The following is an 18,119-nucleotide window of genomic DNA, read 5'->3' on the forward strand; positions in this document are numbered from 1 at the left end:
CGCCCCTGACCGACCCTTGGGAGTTGATGATTCATGGATATCCGTAAAGTTAAGAAATTGATCGAATTGCTGGAAGAGTCCGGCATCGACGAGCTCGAGATCAAGGAAGGCGAAGAGTCCGTACGCATCAGCCGCCACAGCAAGACCCCGGCCCAGCAGTTCTATGCACCGGCCCCGATGCAAGCCCCGGCTGCCGCACCGGCTCCGGCCGCCGCGCCAGTAGCCGCTGCCGCACCAGCCGCACCTGCGGCGCCAACGCTGAACGGCACCGTCGCTCGTTCGCCAATGGTGGGTACGTTCTATCGCAAGTCCTCGCCATCCTCGCCGTCCTTCGTTGAAGTCGGCCAGACCGTGAAGAAAGGCGACACCCTGTGCATCGTCGAAGCCATGAAGATGATGAACCACATCGAAGCTGAAACCAGCGGTGTGATCGAATCCATCCTCGTTGAAGACGGCCAGCCGGTTGAGTACGACCAACCGCTGTTCACCATCGTTTGAACCGCGGAGAGCCTTTGATGACTGCGAAGTTGGAAAAAGTTCTGATCGCTAACCGCGGTGAGATCGCCCTGCGGATTCTGCGTGCCTGCAAAGAGATGGGCATCAAGACCGTCGCCGTTTACTCCAAGGCCGACAAAGAACTGATGCACCTGGGCCTGGCGGACGAATCCGTCTGCATCGGTCCGGCGTCGGCTGCGCATTCCTACCTGCACATCCCGGCGATCATCGCCGCCGCCGAAGTGACCGGTGCCACCGCCATTCACCCTGGCTACGGCTTCCTGGCGGAAAACGCCGACTTCGCCGAACAGGTGGAAAACTCCGGTTTCGCCTTCATCGGCCCGAAAGCCGACACCATCCGCCTGATGGGCGACAAGGTATCGGCCAAGCACGCCATGATCGCTGCCGGCGTGCCGACCGTTCCGGGTTCCGACGGCCCGCTGCCTGAAGACGAAGAAACTGCTTTGCGCATTGGTCGCGAAGTCGGTTATCCGGTGATCATCAAGGCCGCTGGCGGCGGCGGTGGTCGCGGCATGCGTGTTGTCCACAAGGAAGAAGACCTGATTTCCTCGGCCAAACTGACCCGCTCCGAAGCAGGCGCGGCGTTCGGCAACCCGATGGTCTACCTGGAAAAATTCCTGACCAACCCGCGTCACGTCGAAGTCCAGGTTCTGTCCGACGGTCAAGGCCATGCCATCCACCTGGGCGACCGCGATTGCTCGCTGCAGCGTCGTCATCAGAAGGTCCTCGAAGAAGCGCCGGCACCGGGCATCGACGAGCAGGCTCGCCAGGAAGTCCTGGCCCGCTGCGTCAAGGCTTGTATCGACATCGGCTACCGTGGCGCGGGTACCTTCGAGTTCCTGTACGAAAACGGTCGTTTCTACTTCATCGAAATGAACACCCGTGTTCAGGTGGAGCACCCGGTTTCGGAAATGGTCACCGGTATCGACATCGTCAAGGAGATGCTCAGCATCGCCGCCGGCAACAAGCTGTCGTTCACCCAGGATGACGTGGTCATCCGCGGTCACGCGCTGGAGTGCCGGATCAACGCCGAAGACCCGAAGACCTTCATGCCGAGCCCAGGTACGGTCAAGCATTTCCACGCACCAGGCGGCAACGGCGTTCGCGTCGACTCGCACCTGTACAGCGGTTATGCGGTTCCGCCGAACTACGACTCGCTGATCGGCAAGCTGATCACCTACGGGGCGACCCGTGACGAAGCCATGGCGCGCATGCGCAATGCGCTGGACGAAATCGTGGTAGACGGGATCAAGACCAACATCCCGCTGCACCGCGACCTGGTCCGTGACGAAGGTTTCTGCAAAGGTGGCGTCAACATTCATTACCTGGAACACAAGCTGGGCAACCAGCACTAATGCTCCAAGGGATGTAGAAAAAGGCCCCGGTCCATTTGGACCGGGGCCTTTTTTGTCTCTTGCCGGACAGGTATCAGGGTCAGCGCAGCACCACCGTAGGGAAGGCATAGAGTTCCGTCTCCTCGGGCGTCGTTGGCAGGGCGGGCCTCCGGAAACGGGTTTTGAACCTATCCATACGACTTCTTATCAGGCCTTGCTGCCCCCAGAGATAATGCGAGGTGAGTGCCGGTTGCATCTTGAATACAGAGGTAACGCCCGTGCCCAGATCCAGTGATATGCCATAGGTATTGCCGAAACAGGAAGAATACGACCAGTAATCCCAGGTTGGCCTCAGGCCCCGGCGCCTCATCACGGACCTGACGACCCCACCAATATCGCCCCCCGTCAGCCAGTCACCCCCCACCAAGGTGACTCGTATATCTCTTCCACGCCCTCCCAGACGTCCCATCACGTCCCGCACACTTCGCTCGATCAGTGAATGGATATTGTGGTCGAAATGAATAACGGCGCCCACCCGCGTGGTCGGGTTGTACAGCGAAGCGACGACGCACGTCTGAGCGTTCAGGGAAAACAGATAATTGTCCGCTGCCGCGGCGTTGGACGCTGCCACCACAGCTTCGCCCTGTAACGCGCCCCTTGTCACATTCGGCGATACATGCCCAGGAAACGCCTCGTGCAGACTTCTCACTCGGCCCAGGTTGCGAACATTGTTGCCCCCTCTCAAGCCAACCTTGTCATGGACCCACCTACCATCCGTCATCCTGCGTATGGGCAACTGGTATAGCGCGCCGGGACGACTGGAATCCACCAGGCACAGGCCGCCGAAGTAAGGGTCCTCCCGCACCTGGAAATATCGCCCCTGGCTCCGAATGTAATAAGTCGCTCGCGGTTGCGATGCGCTGGGTGCGCTGCGGTAGGTGCCGTGGAAAATCCCATCATCGACCACGGGCTGCAGATTTTCAGGCACTGCCTGGACCGCCTGTCTTGGCTTCAAGCGTATGGGCCGGATCAGCAGACCGGTTTCCTTGGCCGCGACCGGTGTCGCCCTCCTCAAGCGCTGCGCCGACAACGACAGCGGCCTGAGCATGAGTTTCAGATTCATTGCCGAGCGCCCGAGCAGTGGAGCCACGCTGGCCGCGCCGAGCACGGCGAACAGCGATCCCCAGGACGCGACCAGCCACTGCTCGAGCGCCTCCTGCGTATCGCCCCGCGCATGCGCCTCGATTGCCTGCGACGTGCTGATGCCGACAAAGGCGACGTCCAAAAGCACGGCAAAGGGCGGATAGATCATGCAGGCGGGCGCAGCCGCAAAGAGCAGCCCCTTGACGACCTGATGCTGGATGACCTCGGCACGACTGGTGGTGATGTCCTCCACATCGGTAATGGCACGCTCGATAAAAGCGTCAAACTCGGCACCGATATCAACCACCCGATTGAATTCACGCAACGTATCGACCGGCGAAGCGTCGGCCGCCAGGGCCAGCAGCGAGCGCGCCACTGAGGCACGCGCGGTCAATGCCACTCGTTCCAGGATGTAGTCATGCAGTTGCGCTGCGGTGCGTCCACGAAACGCTCCGTAGTTGCGAAACAATAGGCCGTCCGGAGCATCGGGCGTGTATAGCCAGCAGACGCCCTTCGGGTCGAAGTAAGTGAAGAGGTAGACGCCCAGGACCACATGGCCATTGACCGTGAGCCTGTGCACACCCTCTCGCGCCACAACAGCCGATGGAGACGTGGGGCCGCCAACGACTTTCCTCTCGCCCAATAATGTGATTTGCCGGGTGAGCCAGCGAAACGCATCGACGCTTAACGCCGACTGGCCGTAGGCGATGCGCAGGTCGCGTTCCATCCTCGCCAGCAACATGTAGCGGTGAACATCGCGACGCCTCAGGTACGCGGGGTCATTGGCATCAAGGAACCTGCTGCGAACCTCCCTGGCGTACCGCTCTCCCAAGTAGGCACTACGAATGTAGCGCGCCAGATCGGCGCTGCGAACCTGCCTCAGGTCCTGTCCAACCGTGGAGCGCACGCCCCTCGCGGGGTGGTCGATTCCCGCGTTGTCGTCGTAGCCATAAATGGCGAGCTCCAGCAGACTGGCGACCTTCTTGCTGCCCGTCAGCCCTGGGTAGAACTCGATGAGAACCGTCGAAGGATCCACCGATTCGTCCACGCCCTTGCTGCGCATATAAGGCGCAATGGCTTGTGTGACAGTACGCTTGGCGAAATCCAGGAAGACTTCATAACCGGCCAACTGCTCCCCGAAAAGCTGCTGATGGACCAGAAGCTCTTGGCCCAAGCCACTGATGGTCCTGCGCGAATCAAGGGACAGCCTTGAGTACCAGCGAGGCGATTCGCTCATTTCCACCTGCATCAGGTTGTTGCTCAGCCCTGTCAGCACAGCCTGTTCAATACAGGTCTTGAAACCACTTGCCGCCCTTCGGGGATCCTTGCTCAAGTCCCATGACGTCGGTTTCTGCATGACATTGACGAGATATTCCCGAGCCCGGACCCGATCGCCTGGCGTCATTTGCTGCAGCAAATATTCACGGCCGGCTTCGCTGGCGGCCCACCCGCCAATCTCTGCACTCACGGCACGCAGCGACGGCAAGGAAATCCACTCCTGGCCATCCGGTTTGCCGGGGGCGTAGAGCAACAGGTTGGTGACGCCCTCCCGCGGATCTTCGCAGTAGAACAACAACAGGTCCGCACATCCGGACCTGTCAGGCAGCTCGACATTGGAGACTCGCAGCCCACCGATGGCTTGCTCCGAGGATTCACTGCTCCATGCAGTGCCAAGACGATCATGGCTGGCCGTCGTCATCTGGCCGGCGCACCGCGCGACAAACGCGCTGTGCTGCAATCGCGCCAAAAACCAATCGAACATGGCGTTCTTCAGGTCCGCCCGGTGATATCGGGTCGAGAGTGCAGGAAGATATTCGGCCGGGGCGTCCACGTTCGCCAACAGTTGCGCCATGAACGGGGCTGAAATGGGCTCGTTGCGGAGCATAGTGCCGTTTTCAACCAGGACCACCGATATCGCGTCCGGCCTGATCGCCCCGCCAGCCACCAGCTCGCTCAGGCTGTAGGTTCGCATTGGCTGCCCCATGATGGTTCGCCACTGTAATTTCACACGAACGCCATCCGGCTCGACCTCCATGTCCAACTCATGCCGGACATAGTCCTTGGCCAGGCTTCGGGCAAAATCCTTCAGCGAGCCCAAGCCGTCGAGCTGTTCGTCGACCAGTGCCTGTGCTTGCAAGGCCTCCTCGTGCAAGTCTTCCAGCCGTTTACGGTCAGCTTCGCCCAGCCCGCGCAACCAATCAGGTACCTGCCGGCTCGCCAGCGCCGCCAATTCGTGACGTTCCTGGCGGGTTGCCAGCGCGCTCAGTTGCCCCATGCGACGCCACGCGTCTTCCCTCGCCTCAATTGCCTCGCGCAGTTCGTCCACGTCTCGCCCAGCCAGGCGATCTGGCTGGAAAATCGCGGCGACTCCCGCCATATGGCCTTCAAGTTTTTCGTGGAGTACATCGTGGAGCGAGGCATCGCCCCCCGACAGTTTCCAATGCCGGCGCAGATAGTCCTCGTAGTGATTGATAAAGCCGAAGGCAGCACCCTCCACTGCCTGGGTGACGACATCCCTGCGCTCGGCCGGAAAACTGAAATCAGCTCCCCCGGGCCAGCGGTAGGGTGCATCTCGCTCCGCGTCATAAGCTTCGAATGCCTGGCCGCTCATCCGGAGCAGCGTGGTATCGAGCAAGGCGCCGAGAAAGTGAACGTCTACGTTACCTTGATAATAATGGGTGCGCAGTTGGACCAGCAGAAACTCCTCCAGCACCTCAAGCAAGGTCATTTGCGCCTGCATCCGGGCGTCGATAACAGCCCGCCAACGCGTCAGCTTGTCCAGAACCGCTTGAGCAGTGGCCTCTTGTGAGGACGATACCGCCCCCACGCCATCCCTGTTTCGTTGCCATTCGGCCGTATTGCCCATACACATTCCTCCCTGTTGTGTGGACGCGCACCTTATCCGGCCTGCAACACGCCGATGCCATACATATATATATATATCGAAACACCAACCGGACCGGCCAGGACTCGCTTATCCACTTTGATAGCGACCTGGCGTACACTGCGCGCCTTTGCAGCCCCGCGCTGCCCCCTGTCGATTTTTTCAAAGGTGCCCACCATGCCTTGGCTGCAAGTACGCCTGGCCATCAGCCCGGAACAAGCCGAAACCTACGAAGACGCTTTTCTTGAAGTAGGTGCCGTTTCGGTGACTTTCATGGACGCCGAAGACCAGCCGATCTTCGAGCCCGAGCTCAATACCACTCCACTGTGGTCCCACACTCACCTGCTGGCACTGTTTGAAGGTGGCACCGAGGCGACCAGCGTGCTCGCCCATCTGGAGCTGCTGACCGGCAGCCCGTTGCCCGAGCATCACAGCGAAGTGATTGAGGATCAGGACTGGGAACGCAGCTGGATGGATAACTTCCAGCCGATGCGTTTCGGCCAGCGCCTGTGGATCGTGCCGAGCTGGCATGCCGCGCCGGAACCTGACGCGGTGAACCTGCTGCTGGACCCGGGCCTGGCGTTCGGCACCGGCACCCACCCCACCACCGCGCTGTGCCTGGAATGGCTCGACGGCCAGGACCTCAAGGGCTGCAATGTGCTGGACTTCGGCTGCGGCTCGGGAATCCTGGCCATCGCCGCGCTGCTGCTGGGCGCCAAGGAAGCGGTCGGCACCGACATCGATGTCCAGGCCTTGGAAGCATCCCGCGACAACGCCGGACGCAACAACATTGCCGAAGATCTGTTCCCGCTGTACCTGCCGCAGGATCTGCCGAACGTGCAGGCCGACGTACTGGTGGCCAACATTCTCGCTGGCCCGCTGGTGTCGCTGGCGCCGCAATTGTCGAGCCTGGTCAAGCCCGGCGGACGCTTGGCGTTGTCGGGCATCCTCGCCGAACAGGGCGAAGAAGTCGCCGCCGCTTATGCTGCGGATTTTGACCTGGACCCGATCGCCAATCGTGATGGCTGGGTGCGCATCACCGGACGTCGGCGCTAGAATGGCCGCCTGTATCAACCGGATTGCCGCATGACCGACAGCTTCGTCACCCAGTGCCCGCATTGCCACACCAGTTTTCGCGTCAGCCATGCTCAATTGAGCGTGGCCCGCGGGGTGGTTCGCTGTGGCTCGTGCCTGCAAGTGTTCAATGCCGCGCGGCAACTGCTGGAGCAACGCACGGGCAATAACGGCGCGCCCCCCCTGGCTCCGCCCCCCAAGCCTGCCGTCGACGCACCGCCCCGCGCCATCAGCCAGAAACAATGGACGGCCGCCGAGCTGGACCTTGATGACCTGGACAAGGAACTGGCTCGCCTGGAACGGCGCGACAAACGCGCGCCCGACACCTTTGGGCGACGCCGTGAGGACAACCTGAGCGCTCAGCGCGAGCATCCCTCGAACGAGCAGGAGCCCTGGGTCGACAGCCTGTATAGCGAATCCCCTGTCGAACGCGCCGAAGCCGCTACCCTGCCCCCCGTCGAGCCATTCGCTCCCCATGAACCTGCCCGACCGCCACGCACCGAGCCGTCCTTGTCCCTGGCCCTCGAACCGCTGGAACCGGACGACGACCCTGTCGCCCCGCTCAGCCTCGCGCCGGATGACGAGCCTCACGAACACCTCGAGCGCTTGTCGGCCACGGACGATCTGGACGACGAACCGGAGCCACTGGAAACGTCACCCAGGAAACGCGAGCGCCAAGAACCGGGCCTACGCGCCGAAGCCCTTCAAGACCTGGACGATGATCCGCTGCAACTGGACTGGCGCAAACGCCGCTCGCCCTGGGGCCGACGCCTGCTCTGGAGCCTATTGATCCTGTTGGGTGCCGCAGCCCTGGCCGGCCAGTACATTGCCTACCACTTCGAGGAGCTGGCCCGCCAGGACCAGTATCGTCCATGGTTCCTGCAAATCTGTCCGACCCTTGGCTGCGACGTACCGTCCAAGGTCGACATCGCCAAGATCAAAAGCAGCAACCTGGTGGTGCGCAGCCATCCGGAATTCAGCGGTGCGCTGATCGTCGACGCGATCATCTACAACCGTGCGCCCTTCTCCCAGCCCTTCCCGCTGCTGGAACTGCGCTTTGCCGACCTCAACGGCCACCTGATCGCCAGCCGGCGCTTCAAGCCGGGCGAATACCTGGGCGGCGACCTTGAAGGCCTGGGGGAAATGCCACCGCAGACGCCGATCCATATCGCGCTGGACATCCTGGACCCTGGCCCGAAAGCGGTGAACTACAGCCTGAGCTTCCATTCGCCTGAATGAGACGCGCCAGGGTCGATCCGTTGACGGCAGCTTTCTGACTCACCCCGCCCGGACCAAACCGCTGGCGATAACAAAATAGCTGTTCAGATTTTATCCAATTCGACCTTTATCCAGTCATCGAGAGCGGGTATCATGCCAACCCTTTTTCGAAGTCTCATGATCCGGCCCCACTTCAGGGAAGTCCTATGTCGGCGGTACGCATCGGCCCTTATACATTGCAGAACGGTCTGGTCCTCGCCCCCATGGCGGGCGTCACCGACCAGCCCTTTCGTCAGTTATGCAAACGATTGGGTGCCGGTCTCGTGGTGTCGGAAATGGTCACCAGCGACATGAGTTTGTGGAACACCCGCAAATCGCGTCTGCGCATGATCCACGAAGGCGATCCCGAGCCCCGCTCGGTACAGATCGCCGGTGGCGACGCGCAGATGCTGGCGGAAGCGGCCCGGGCCAACGTAGAGCTGGGGGCGCAAATTATCGATATCAACATGGGCTGTCCTGCAAAGAAGGTCTGCAACAAGGCCGCGGGCTCGGCGCTATTGAAGGACGAAGCGCTGGTCACCGAGATCCTGCAGGCGGTTGTCGCCGCAGTCGATGTGCCGGTGACGCTGAAGATCCGCACCGGGTGGGACCGGGAGAACAAGAACGGCCTGACGGTGGCGAAGATCGCCGAACAGGCTGGCATCACGGCGCTGGCGGTCCATGGCCGCACCCGTGCCGACCTGTACACCGGCGAGGCCGAATACGACACCATTGCTGCGATCAAGCGGGCGGTGTCGATCCCGGTCTTTGCCAACGGCGATGTCGATTCGGCCGAGAAGGCCCGGTACGTGCTGGACGCGACCGGTGCCGATGGCCTGTTGATCGGCCGGGCCGCCCAAGGGCGGCCATGGATTTTTCGTGAAATCGAACACTATCTGCGCACCGGCGAAAAGCTCGCTGCGCCGTTGTTGTCCGAGGTGGAACGTATTCTGCTAGAGCATCTGGCCGCGCTGCATGCCTTCTATGGAGAAGTCATGGGCGTACGCATCGCTCGCAAGCATGTGGGCTGGTATCTCGCAACCCTGCCGGGCGCCAGGGAGTTTCGCGCCCGTTTCAATCGTTTGGATGGTACGCAAGCACAATGCGCCGACGTTCAGGCGTTCTTCGCCGAACGTTACAAGAGCCTGACAGGGGACGAAGGGGTGGCCGCATGACGATGATGACCGAGACTTTAGTGAGTGGAATAACACCCGTGAGCGACAACGTGAATTTGAAACAGCACCTCAACACGCCCAGCGAAGAAGGCCAGACCCTTCGCGGGAGTGTCGAGAAAGCGCTGCACAATTATTTCGCCCACCTTGAGGGCGCTGCCGTCACGGATGTGTACAACCTGGTGCTTTCCGAAGTCGAGGCGCCTTTGCTCGAAAGCGTGATGAACTACGTCAAGGGCAACCAGACCAAGGCCAGTGAGCTGCTGGGCCTGAACCGCGGCACCCTGCGCAAGAAACTCAAGCAGTACGATCTGCTGTAAGCATTCAATCAAACCAGAAAGGCGCCCGCGTAAAAAACGGTCGCCTTTTTTGCTGACTTCCCTTGCTTTTGATGGAACTTGAAATGACCGACCAGACCACCCGCCTGCCGATCCGCCGCGCCTTGATCAGCGTCTCCGACAAGACCGGGATCCTTGAATTCGCCCGCGAGCTGCAACAGCTGGGCGTCGAGATCCTCTCTACCGGCGGGACCTTCAAGTTGCTGCAGGACAATGGCGTCGCCGCAGTGGAAGTCGCGGACTACACCGGTTTTGCGGAAATGATGGACGGTCGCGTCAAGACCCTGCACCCGAAAATCCACGGCGGCATCCTCGGCCGTCGCGGCATCGACGACGCCATCATGAACGAGCACGGCATCAAGCCGATCGATCTGGTTGCGGTCAACCTCTACCCGTTCGAAGCCACCATCAACAAGCCTGGCTGCGACCTGCCGACCGCCATCGAGAACATCGACATCGGCGGTCCAACCATGGTCCGCTCGGCCGCCAAGAACCATAAAGACGTGGCGATCGTGGTCAACGCCAGCGACTACGCCAGCGTCCTGGAAAACCTCAAGGCCGGTGGCCTGACCTACGCCCAGCGTTTCGACCTGATGCTCAAGGCCTTCGAACACACCGCCGCCTACGACGGCATGATCGCCAACTACATGGGCACCGTGAACCAGGCGGCCGACACCCTGAGTACCGAAGGCCGCAGCGAATTCCCGCGTACCTTCAACACCCAATTCGTCAAGGCCCAGGAAATGCGCTACGGCGAGAACCCGCACCAGAGCGCGGCGTTCTACGTGGAAGCCAAGCCTGCCGAAGTCGGCATCGCCACCGCCACGCAATTGCAAGGCAAGGAACTGTCGTTCAACAACGTGGCCGACACCGACGCCGCGCTGGAATGCGTGAAGAGCTTCGTCAAGCCGGCCTGCGTGATCGTCAAGCACGCCAACCCGTGCGGCGTGGCCGTGAGCCCGGACGCCGAAGGCGGCATCCGCCAGGCCTACGAACTGGCCTACGCCACCGACACCGAGTCGGCCTTCGGCGGCATCATCGCCTTCAACCGTGAGCTGGACGCCGAGACCGCCAAGGCCATCGTCGAGCGCCAGTTCGTCGAAGTGATCATCGCCCCTTCCGTCAGCGAAGAAGCCCGCGCCATCGTCGCCGCCAAGGCCAACGTGCGCCTGCTGGCCTGCGGCCAATGGTCGGCTGATCGTGCGCCGGCGTGGGACTACAAGCGCGTCAACGGCGGCCTGCTGGTCCAGAGCCGCGACATCGGCATGATTGGCAGCGCAGACCTCAAGGTCGTGACCCAGCGCGCTCCGAGCGAGCAGGAAATCAACGACCTGATCTTCGCCTGGAAAGTCGCCAAGTACGTCAAGTCCAACGCTATCGTCTACGCCAAGAACCGCCAGACCATCGGCGTCGGCGCCGGCCAGATGAGCCGCGTGAACTCGGCCCGCATCGCCGCCATCAAGGCTGAACACGCCGGTTTGCAGGTACAGGGCGCGGTCATGGCTTCCGATGCGTTCTTCCCGTTCCGTGATGGCATCGACAATGCGGCCAAGGTGGGTATCACTGCGGTGATCCAGCCGGGCGGTTCGATGCGTGATGCTGAAGTGATTGCCGCAGCCGACGAGGCTGGCATCGCGATGGTCTTTACGGGCATGCGCCACTTCCGTCACTGATACACCGCTCCCCTTGTAGGAGCTGACGAGTGAAACGAGGCTGCGATCTTTTGATCTGGCTGTAAAAGCAAAATCAAAGATCGCAGCCTCGTTTCACTCGTCAGCTCCTACAGGGGATTGCAGCGCTTCCCACAGTTTTGAGGTTTTTGAAATGAATGTTTTGATCATTGGCAGCGGTGGCCGCGAACACGCCCTGGCCTGGAAAGTGGCTCAGGATCCCCGCGTGCAAAAGGTTTTTGTCGCGCCGGGCAATGCCGGCACCGCCATCGAAGCCAAGTGCGAAAACGTAGCCATCGATGTATTGGCCCTGGAACAGCTGGCTGATTTCGCCGAGAAAAACGTCTCGCTGACCATCGTCGGTCCGGAAGTACCGCTGGTGGCCGGCGTCGTCGACCTGTTCCGCTCCCGCGGCCTGGACTGCTTCGGCCCGACCGCCGGCGCAGCGCAGCTGGAAGGCTCCAAAGCCTTCACCAAGGATTTCCTGGCACGCCACAAGATCCCGACCGCCGACTACCAGAATTTCACCGAAATCGAACCGGCCCTGGCTTACCTGCGCGAAAAAGGCGCACCGATCGTGATCAAGGCCGACGGCCTGGCCGCCGGTAAAGGCGTGATCGTGGCCATGACCCTGGCCGAAGCCGAGGACGCCGTGCGCGACATGTTGGCCGGCAATGCCTTCGGTGACGCGGGTTCCCGCGTGGTAATCGAGGAATTCCTCGATGGCGAAGAAGCCAGCTTCATCGTCATGGTCGATGGCAAGAACGTCCTGCCAATGGCCACCAGCCAGGACCACAAACGTGTCGGCGATGGCGACAGCGGCCCGAACACCGGCGGCATGGGCGCCTACTCCCCAGCTCCAGTGGTCACCGCCGACGTGCACCAGCGCGTCATGGACCAGGTCATCTGGCCAACCGTGCGTGGCATGGCCGAGGAAGGCAACGTCTACACTGGCTTCCTCTATGCTGGCCTGATGATCGACAAGGCTGGTAACCCAAAAGTCATCGAATTCAACTGCCGTTTCGGCGATCCTGAAACCCAGCCGGTCATGTTGCGCCTGCAATCGAGCCTGGTGCTGCTGGTGGAAGCCGCCCTGGCCCAGGCGCTGGATAAGGTTGAAGCTCAATGGGATCCGCGTCCGAGCGTCGGCGTTGTACTGGCCGCCGGTGGTTACCCTGGCGACTATGCCAAGGGCCGTGCGATCAAGGGCCTGGAAGCCTCGGCACAATTGGAAGGCAAGGTGTTCCACGCGGGTACGGCATTGAAGGATGGCCAAGTGGTTACCGCAGGCGGTCGCGTGTTGTGCGCCACAGCCATGGGCGACAGTGTCGGTGCCGCTCAAGAGCAGGCCTACAAGCTAGCCGCACAGATTGATTGGGAAGGCTGTTTCTATCGCAAGGACATTGGCTACCGCGCCATTGCCCGCGAGCGTGGCGAAAACCTGTAATAACCTGGCCATTCAGCCGGGCAAGGGTCCATGGCCCTTGCCTGTCGGCTCGGGCGCCGCGCATAGTTATAATCTGGCATCAACCTACGAAGGGATTTCGCCGTGCGCTGGCTCAGGATTGCCATAGGCTTGACCGTTACCCTGCTGACGCTGCTCTGCGTGCTCCCGGCCCAGGCCGCGCCGGGCAGTGCCTGGGCGGTATTGCTCGACGAACAGGGCGACCTGAAACTGAGCGACATTCGCTCTGTTCGCTACACCAATCAATTCAGCCCCATCGACCTTGATCACCTCAAGGCCGCCGAACCTGGCGGCGCATTGTGGCTGCGCTTCCGGCTGGCACCCGACAAGCATGAACAGATACTGCGCATCTTCGCGCCGGACCTCTCACGCCTCAATCTCTATGTGCTGGACGGCGATACCCTGGTCGACCAGCAGATCAGCGGCAACGCCACGGCAGGCACCGAACAGTCCGTGCCCAGCAGCGATTTCATGCTGGCGCTGCCCCGCAGCGATAAACCACTCGACGTCTACCTGCGCTTGGCCTCGCGATATGAATTGCGCCCGTTCGTCTCACTGCAACCGGCGGTGATGGCAGCCGCCAACCAGAACCAGACCCTGGTTTATGGGCTGCTGTTCGGTTGTATCGCAATGCTGATCCTGCACAACCTCACCCGCTACGCCTACACCCGCTCACGCAGTTGCCTGTGGCTGGCAGCCTGCGAAGGGCTGTTGATGCTCAGCCTGATATTGCTGTTGAACCTGGCTGGGGCCTGGTTTCCGGACTGGCCGGCGATCCAAACGCCGGGGGCCTATCTGGCGCTGTTGCTGACAGCGCCCTGCGGCTTGATGTTCGCCTATCGTTACTTCGCGCCGCTAGGGCCGCACCCGCTGAACCGGCTGCTGCTGGGCGAAATCGTCTTCATCATGCTATGCAGCCTGTTGCTGCTGTTCGTCAACACGCTGCCCCTCAACATCATGACCTACACATTGGTGGCACTGGCCGGCCTTAGCATGCTGTTCGTCAGCGCTTGGCATTGGCAGAAAGGCTACCGCCCGGCACGGCTGTTTGTCGCGGCCATGGTCGTGTTCAACCTCGGCACGCTGATCATTCTGCCGGCCCTGCAAGGGCTGACGGAAGTCGCGCCCCAAGGGCTGATCATCACCCTACTGGTGTTCATCTGCATCAGCGGCCTGCTGATGAGCGTTGCCCTGGGCGAACGACAGCGATCAATCAACGAGAGCCGTTTCAGCATCAGCCGCGATCTGGCGGCTAGCAACGCGGAAATCAATGCCAAGGCGGAGTTCCTGGCCAAGATCAGCCACGAGATTCGCACCCCGATGAACGGCGTGCTGGGCATGACCGAACTACTGCTGGGCACGCCACTGTCGGTCAAGCAGCGTGATTATGTGCAGACGATCCACAGCGCAGGCAATGAACTGCTGACCCTGATCAACGAGATACTCGACATTTCCCGTCTCGAATCCGGCCAGATCGAATTGGATGACGTGCAGTTCGACCTCAACGCGCTGATCGAGGACTGCCTGAGCATCTTCCGCGCCAAGGCCGAACAGCAGAACGTCGAGCTGATCAGTTTCATTCAGCCCCAGGTGCCACGGGTCATCAGCGGTGACCCCACAAGGCTGCGCCAGGCGCTGCTGAGCCTGCTGGAGCATGCCCTGAAGAAAACCGACGAAGGCGAAGTGCTGATCGTCGTGGCCCTCGATGAACGCAGCAACCAGCCTCGCCTGCGCATCGCCGTGCAGGACAGCGGGTCGCCCATGGATGCCGAGGAGCGCGATACGCTGATGCACGCGGAACTGCACAGCAAGAATTTCCTTTCGGCCACGCGCCTGGGGGGCAACCTGGGCCTGGTCATCGCCCGTCAGTTGATCATGCTGATGCATGGCGAATTCGGCATCAAGAGCGGCAGCAGCCAGGGCAGCACGTTATGGCTGACCCTGCCACTGGACCCGGATCGCCTCGAACACCCGACTTCCGACCTCGATGGCCCGCTGCAAGGGGCACGGGTGCTGGTCGTTGACGACAACGATACCTGCCGCAAGGTGCTGGTCCAGCAATGCAGCGCCTGGGGCTTGAACGTCAGCGCCGTACCATCGGGCAAGGAGGCGCTGGCGCTGTTGCGCACCAAGGCCCACCTGCGCGACTACTTCGACGTGGTACTGCTTGACCAGAACATGCCCGGCATGACCGGCACGCAACTGGCCGCCAAGATCAAGGAAGACCCGAGCCTGAACCACGACATCCTGTTGATCATGCTGACTGGCATCAGCAACGCCCCGAGCAAGATCGTGGCGCGCAACAGCGGCGTCAAGCGCATCCTCGCCAAACCGGTGGCCGGCTATACGCTCAAGACCACCCTGGCGGATGAACTGAACCAGCGCAACAAAGGCCAGGCACCAAACGTCCCGGCCAGTGCCGGCGTTCCCGCGCCAGTGAAAGTCCCCGCCGACTTCCGCATCCTGGTGGCTGAAGACAACACCATTTCCACCAAGGTCATCCGCGGCATGCTCGGCAAGCTCAACTTGCAACCCGACACGGCCAGCAACGGCGAGGAAGCCCTCAAGGCCATGAAGGAACAACGCTACGACCTGGTCTTGATGGATTGTGAAATGCCGATCCTCGACGGGTTTTCCGCCACCCAGCAACTTCGCGCCTGGGAAGTCGGCAACAAGCGCACCCGCACCCCGGTGGTTGCACTCACGGCGCATATCCTGGCCGAGCATAAGGAGCGCGCCCGCCAGGCAGGCATGGACGGGCACATGGCCAAGCCGGTCGAATTGTCGCAACTGCGCGAGCTGATCGAGCATTGGGTGGCACAGCGCGACCAGCAGAACCGTACAGCACATACGTCCTGAGCCGACAGACGCCAAAACGCCTGATAGACTCCGGTCGTCTTCCTCCGCCCTGAGCCCTCGACCATGCTTCACGTGCTGTTCAGCGTTTACCTGAAAATGTTGGTGCTCTACAGCCCCTTCTTCGTCCTGTCGTGCTTTATCGGCCTGACGCGTGGCTATTCACGCAAGGAACAACGTCGCCTGGCCTGGAAGGTCGCGACCGCAACGCTGGTTTCCAGCGTGTTGCTGTATCTGTTCGGGCGGGTGATTTTCAGTGTGTTCGGCATTACGGTGGATGCTTTCCGCATCGGCGCTGGCAGCGTGTTGTTCATTTCGGCGTTGGGCATGGCCCAGGGCAAATCGGCCGTACAGACCGATAATGTGCAGCAGGACGTGACCATCGTCCCGCTGACCATTCCGTTGACCGTCGGCCCCGGCACCATCGGCGCCCTGCTGGTAATGGGCGTAAGCCAGCCACACTGGGACGACAAACTCATGGCCATCATCAGTATCGCCCTGGCCAGCTTCACCGTTGGCGTGGTGCTGTACCTGTCCAGCCGCATCGAGCGGATTCTCGGCGACCAGGGCTTGCAGATTGTCAGCCGCTTGATGGGGCTATTTGTCTGTGCCCTGGCAGCGCAGATCATCTTCACCGGGGTAAGAGGTTACTTGGTGCAGTGACCGACTCAGGCGCGCTTGCGACGGCTGAAGCGCTTGCTCAACACTTCCCGGCGATGTTCGCCCAGGTACTCCTCGATGTCCTGCCTGAAGTCTTCATAGCGCGCCGGGTTGAAGGTCACGAACGACTTGCCCCGGAAAATTTCTCGCGCCGAAGAGCGCCAGTTCACAAATAGAACGCCACCGTTATTCGAAGTACCGGTCTGTTTTATCGAGCTGGAAGAGGCAATCAGAACACCGTTGGCCAGTTGCTCACAGGGGATGACGGATAAGCGTGCGCCATCGGCCGACTTGGCTTGGCTGCCGAACAGATTGAGGATTTCCTTATCCTGCTTCAAGCCATCAATTGTCGTGTTGACCACGGAACCCAACACCGTCGCCGCCGGGATGCTGGCTTTCACGCCATCGATGATTCCTTTGACGATATCGCTGATCACCAAGTCCATATCCACCTGCAGGGAACTCTCGGTGTAACGGGAGTAACCGTCATCCGCCACGAAACAGCCGAGCTCTTGCAGGCACTGGATGAACTCGATGTACCACGCATGGGTATTTTTCCCGCCAGGCACAAGATAGTTGGCCTCCATGATTGCCATGGTCATGACGTTCTCCATGATCGCCATGTTATTGAGCGACATGTTATTGCCATAGCCTACCAACGCATCGCCCAGCATGACCGCATCCATTTCCTTGGTGGGGTTGTCCCGTAGCACCTGCATGGCGGACCTGCGCATACGCCGACCTGCGAAGTCCTGGGCCTTGCGCCTGTCGATACGCGCGCCGATGAGCTCGATACTTTGCTCAGTGCTGATTTTACTTTCAAACGTTTCCATAATACTTCCTTAGTTATATGACTGGCCGCTTCCCGCGGACAAGAAACAATCTAGAACATGCTCAAAGAAAATAACAATCCAAACTAGCTACGACATATGTAGCGCCACCCACCACATAAACATTCAGACACCGATCAATCTTCCAACACCCTTGAGAACGCCCGCAATTATTGTATTCCTATAAAAAACAACCACCCAGACGGACGATAAACCTAAATGGAATTTCAATTATTAACCGGCCTCGTCACTGGCCCGAATCTGCTCTCTTACATCGAGACACCTTCCCAGCGAGATCACAACGACATTGCCGATTGCAATAACATCGCGACCCGCTCGGCCGACCTTGGTTATCACCGCTACAGCGATGCCGAGGGCTGGTTTGAAGAATATGCGCGCACGCTGAATTTCCTCGGTTGGTCGCTGTATGGGGACTCGATCCATACGACCACGAGACATATCGTCTCGGATTCCGTGGCGGATTTCCTGGTGGAAAGCGCCCACGCGATGCCTGACGCTCGGCAGGCCAATGCGATGATCGACACGCTGGAGACATTGAAAATCAATAACCCGGCCATGTTCTCGCTGGATGCAGAAACCCGAGAGGGCGAGTCTTTTCAAGTTATCCCGGCGCGCTACGATTCACGGGGCAATCTCCATATTGCACTGTTTAAACTTGAGTTGAGCGTCAACGTAAGAAGGCGCAACTTCCTGTTTTGGAATTGGGAAAAGCGCTCCGCCAGAATCGTCCAGCGCAAGGCATACCTGAAACTGGACAGAAGCGAGCTGGACAGCAAAAGAGTCTTGATCAAAAAGAAACTGGATGAAAGTCTGATGAGGCGATTTTCGTTGCGAAAGGGCCGTTCTTGAACGACTGGCTTCCAGGGTTGCAGGTGGATAACCTGCAACCCTTTTTTCCC

At 60.5% G+C, this 18,119-nt stretch carries 13 protein-coding genes; 11 read left to right on the forward strand and 2 right to left on the reverse strand.

What is annotated here, in order from left to right; genetic code table 11:
* Positions 1 to 33: 33 nt before the first annotated feature.
* Entirely contained in the window at positions 34 to 498 is a 465-nt protein-coding gene (accB, locus tag M8Q45_RS21420) for an acetyl-CoA carboxylase biotin carboxyl carrier protein (RefSeq protein WP_053118072.1), read from the forward strand.
* A gap of 17 nt (positions 499 to 515) precedes the next feature.
* Complete coding sequence (gene accC / locus M8Q45_RS21425) at positions 516 to 1,871, forward strand: acetyl-CoA carboxylase biotin carboxylase subunit (RefSeq protein WP_249876292.1); 1,356 nt, start codon at positions 516 to 518, stop codon at positions 1,869 to 1,871.
* A 79-nt stretch (positions 1,872 to 1,950) separates the two neighbouring features.
* Here the strand turns inward: accC and M8Q45_RS21430 are convergent, their stop codons facing one another.
* On the reverse strand, positions 1,951 to 5,859 hold the full coding sequence (locus tag M8Q45_RS21430) for a dermonecrotic toxin domain-containing protein (protein ID WP_249876293.1): 3,909 nt from the start codon (positions 5,857 to 5,859) through the stop codon (positions 1,951 to 1,953).
* 195 nt (positions 5,860 to 6,054) lie between these two features.
* Here M8Q45_RS21430 and prmA point away from each other — a divergent pair, with 195 nt between their 5' ends.
* The 8 genes from prmA to tspR all read left to right on the forward strand — a co-directional run bounded on the left by prmA (position 6,055) and on the right by tspR (position 16,372).
* A complete protein-coding gene (gene prmA / locus M8Q45_RS21435; RefSeq protein ID WP_249876294.1) occupies positions 6,055 to 6,933 on the forward strand; it encodes a 50S ribosomal protein L11 methyltransferase in 879 nt (292 codons plus the stop codon).
* A gap of 30 nt (positions 6,934 to 6,963) precedes the next feature.
* Complete coding sequence (locus M8Q45_RS21440; RefSeq protein WP_249876295.1) at positions 6,964 to 8,190, forward strand: DUF3426 domain-containing protein; 1,227 nt, start codon at positions 6,964 to 6,966, stop codon at positions 8,188 to 8,190.
* A 185-nt stretch (positions 8,191 to 8,375) separates the two neighbouring features.
* On the forward strand, positions 8,376 to 9,383 hold the full coding sequence (gene dusB / locus M8Q45_RS21445) for a tRNA dihydrouridine synthase DusB (protein WP_249876296.1): 1,008 nt from the start codon (positions 8,376 to 8,378) through the stop codon (positions 9,381 to 9,383).
* Positions 9,380 to 9,700: a DNA-binding transcriptional regulator Fis gene (fis, locus tag M8Q45_RS21450; RefSeq protein WP_025211617.1), complete on the forward strand. Its 321-nt coding sequence runs from the start codon at positions 9,380 to 9,382 to the stop codon at positions 9,698 to 9,700. The genes dusB and fis overlap by 4 nt, the downstream gene beginning before the upstream one ends.
* A gap of 83 nt (positions 9,701 to 9,783) precedes the next feature.
* On the forward strand, positions 9,784 to 11,391 hold the full coding sequence (gene purH, locus M8Q45_RS21455) for a bifunctional phosphoribosylaminoimidazolecarboxamide formyltransferase/IMP cyclohydrolase (protein WP_249876297.1): 1,608 nt from the start codon (positions 9,784 to 9,786) through the stop codon (positions 11,389 to 11,391).
* Positions 11,392 to 11,542: 151 nt separating this feature from the next.
* Positions 11,543 to 12,835, forward strand: a complete 1,293-nt coding sequence (gene purD / locus M8Q45_RS21460; protein WP_249876298.1) for a phosphoribosylamine--glycine ligase — start codon at positions 11,543 to 11,545, stop codon at positions 12,833 to 12,835.
* Between the two features lie 102 nt (positions 12,836 to 12,937).
* A complete protein-coding gene (locus M8Q45_RS21465; protein ID WP_249876299.1) occupies positions 12,938 to 15,712 on the forward strand; it encodes a hybrid sensor histidine kinase/response regulator in 2,775 nt (924 codons plus the stop codon).
* Between the two features lie 63 nt (positions 15,713 to 15,775).
* Entirely contained in the window at positions 15,776 to 16,372 is a 597-nt protein-coding gene (tspR, locus tag M8Q45_RS21470; RefSeq protein ID WP_181287315.1) for a type III secretion system genes modulator TspR, read from the forward strand.
* Between the two features lie 5 nt (positions 16,373 to 16,377).
* Here the strand turns inward: tspR and M8Q45_RS21475 are convergent, their stop codons facing one another.
* Positions 16,378 to 17,202, reverse strand: a complete 825-nt coding sequence (locus tag M8Q45_RS21475) for a hypothetical protein (RefSeq protein WP_249876300.1) — start codon at positions 17,200 to 17,202, stop codon at positions 16,378 to 16,380.
* Positions 17,203 to 17,418: 216 nt separating this feature from the next.
* Between M8Q45_RS21475 and M8Q45_RS21480 the strand changes: the two genes are divergently transcribed.
* Positions 17,419 to 18,069: a hypothetical protein gene (locus M8Q45_RS21480; protein WP_249876301.1), complete on the forward strand. Its 651-nt coding sequence runs from the start codon at positions 17,419 to 17,421 to the stop codon at positions 18,067 to 18,069.
* The last annotated feature ends 50 nt before the right edge of the window (positions 18,070 to 18,119 follow it).

This window comes from Pseudomonas sp. T1.Ur (assembly GCF_023516725.1).
Taxonomy (GTDB): Bacteria; Pseudomonadota; Gammaproteobacteria; order Pseudomonadales; family Pseudomonadaceae; genus Aquipseudomonas; species Aquipseudomonas alvandae.

Bases quoted from the DNA above. Each gene is read 5' to 3' on its own strand.
- M8Q45_RS21480 (WP_249876301.1), top strand. From the start codon at position 17,419: ATGGAATTTCAATTATTAACCGGCCTCGTCACTGGCCCGAATCTGCTC.
- fis (WP_025211617.1), top strand. From the start codon at position 9,380: ATGACGATGATGACCGAGACTTTAGTGAGTGGAATAACACCCGTGAGC.
- M8Q45_RS21440 (WP_249876295.1), top strand. From the start codon at position 6,964: ATGACCGACAGCTTCGTCACCCAGTGCCCGCATTGCCACACCAGTTTT.
- prmA (WP_249876294.1), top strand. From the start codon at position 6,055: ATGCCTTGGCTGCAAGTACGCCTGGCCATCAGCCCGGAACAAGCCGAA.
- dusB (WP_249876296.1), top strand. From the start codon at position 8,376: ATGTCGGCGGTACGCATCGGCCCTTATACATTGCAGAACGGTCTGGTC.
- M8Q45_RS21475 (WP_249876300.1), bottom strand. From the start codon at position 17,202: ATGGAAACGTTTGAAAGTAAAATCAGCACTGAGCAAAGTATCGAGCTC.
- M8Q45_RS21430 (WP_249876293.1), bottom strand. From the start codon at position 5,859: ATGGGCAATACGGCCGAATGGCAACGAAACAGGGATGGCGTGGGGGCG.
- accC (WP_249876292.1), top strand. From the start codon at position 516: ATGACTGCGAAGTTGGAAAAAGTTCTGATCGCTAACCGCGGTGAGATC.
- purD (WP_249876298.1), top strand. From the start codon at position 11,543: ATGAATGTTTTGATCATTGGCAGCGGTGGCCGCGAACACGCCCTGGCC.
- accB (WP_053118072.1), top strand. From the start codon at position 34: ATGGATATCCGTAAAGTTAAGAAATTGATCGAATTGCTGGAAGAGTCC.
- purH (WP_249876297.1), top strand. From the start codon at position 9,784: ATGACCGACCAGACCACCCGCCTGCCGATCCGCCGCGCCTTGATCAGC.
- tspR (WP_181287315.1), top strand. From the start codon at position 15,776: ATGCTTCACGTGCTGTTCAGCGTTTACCTGAAAATGTTGGTGCTCTAC.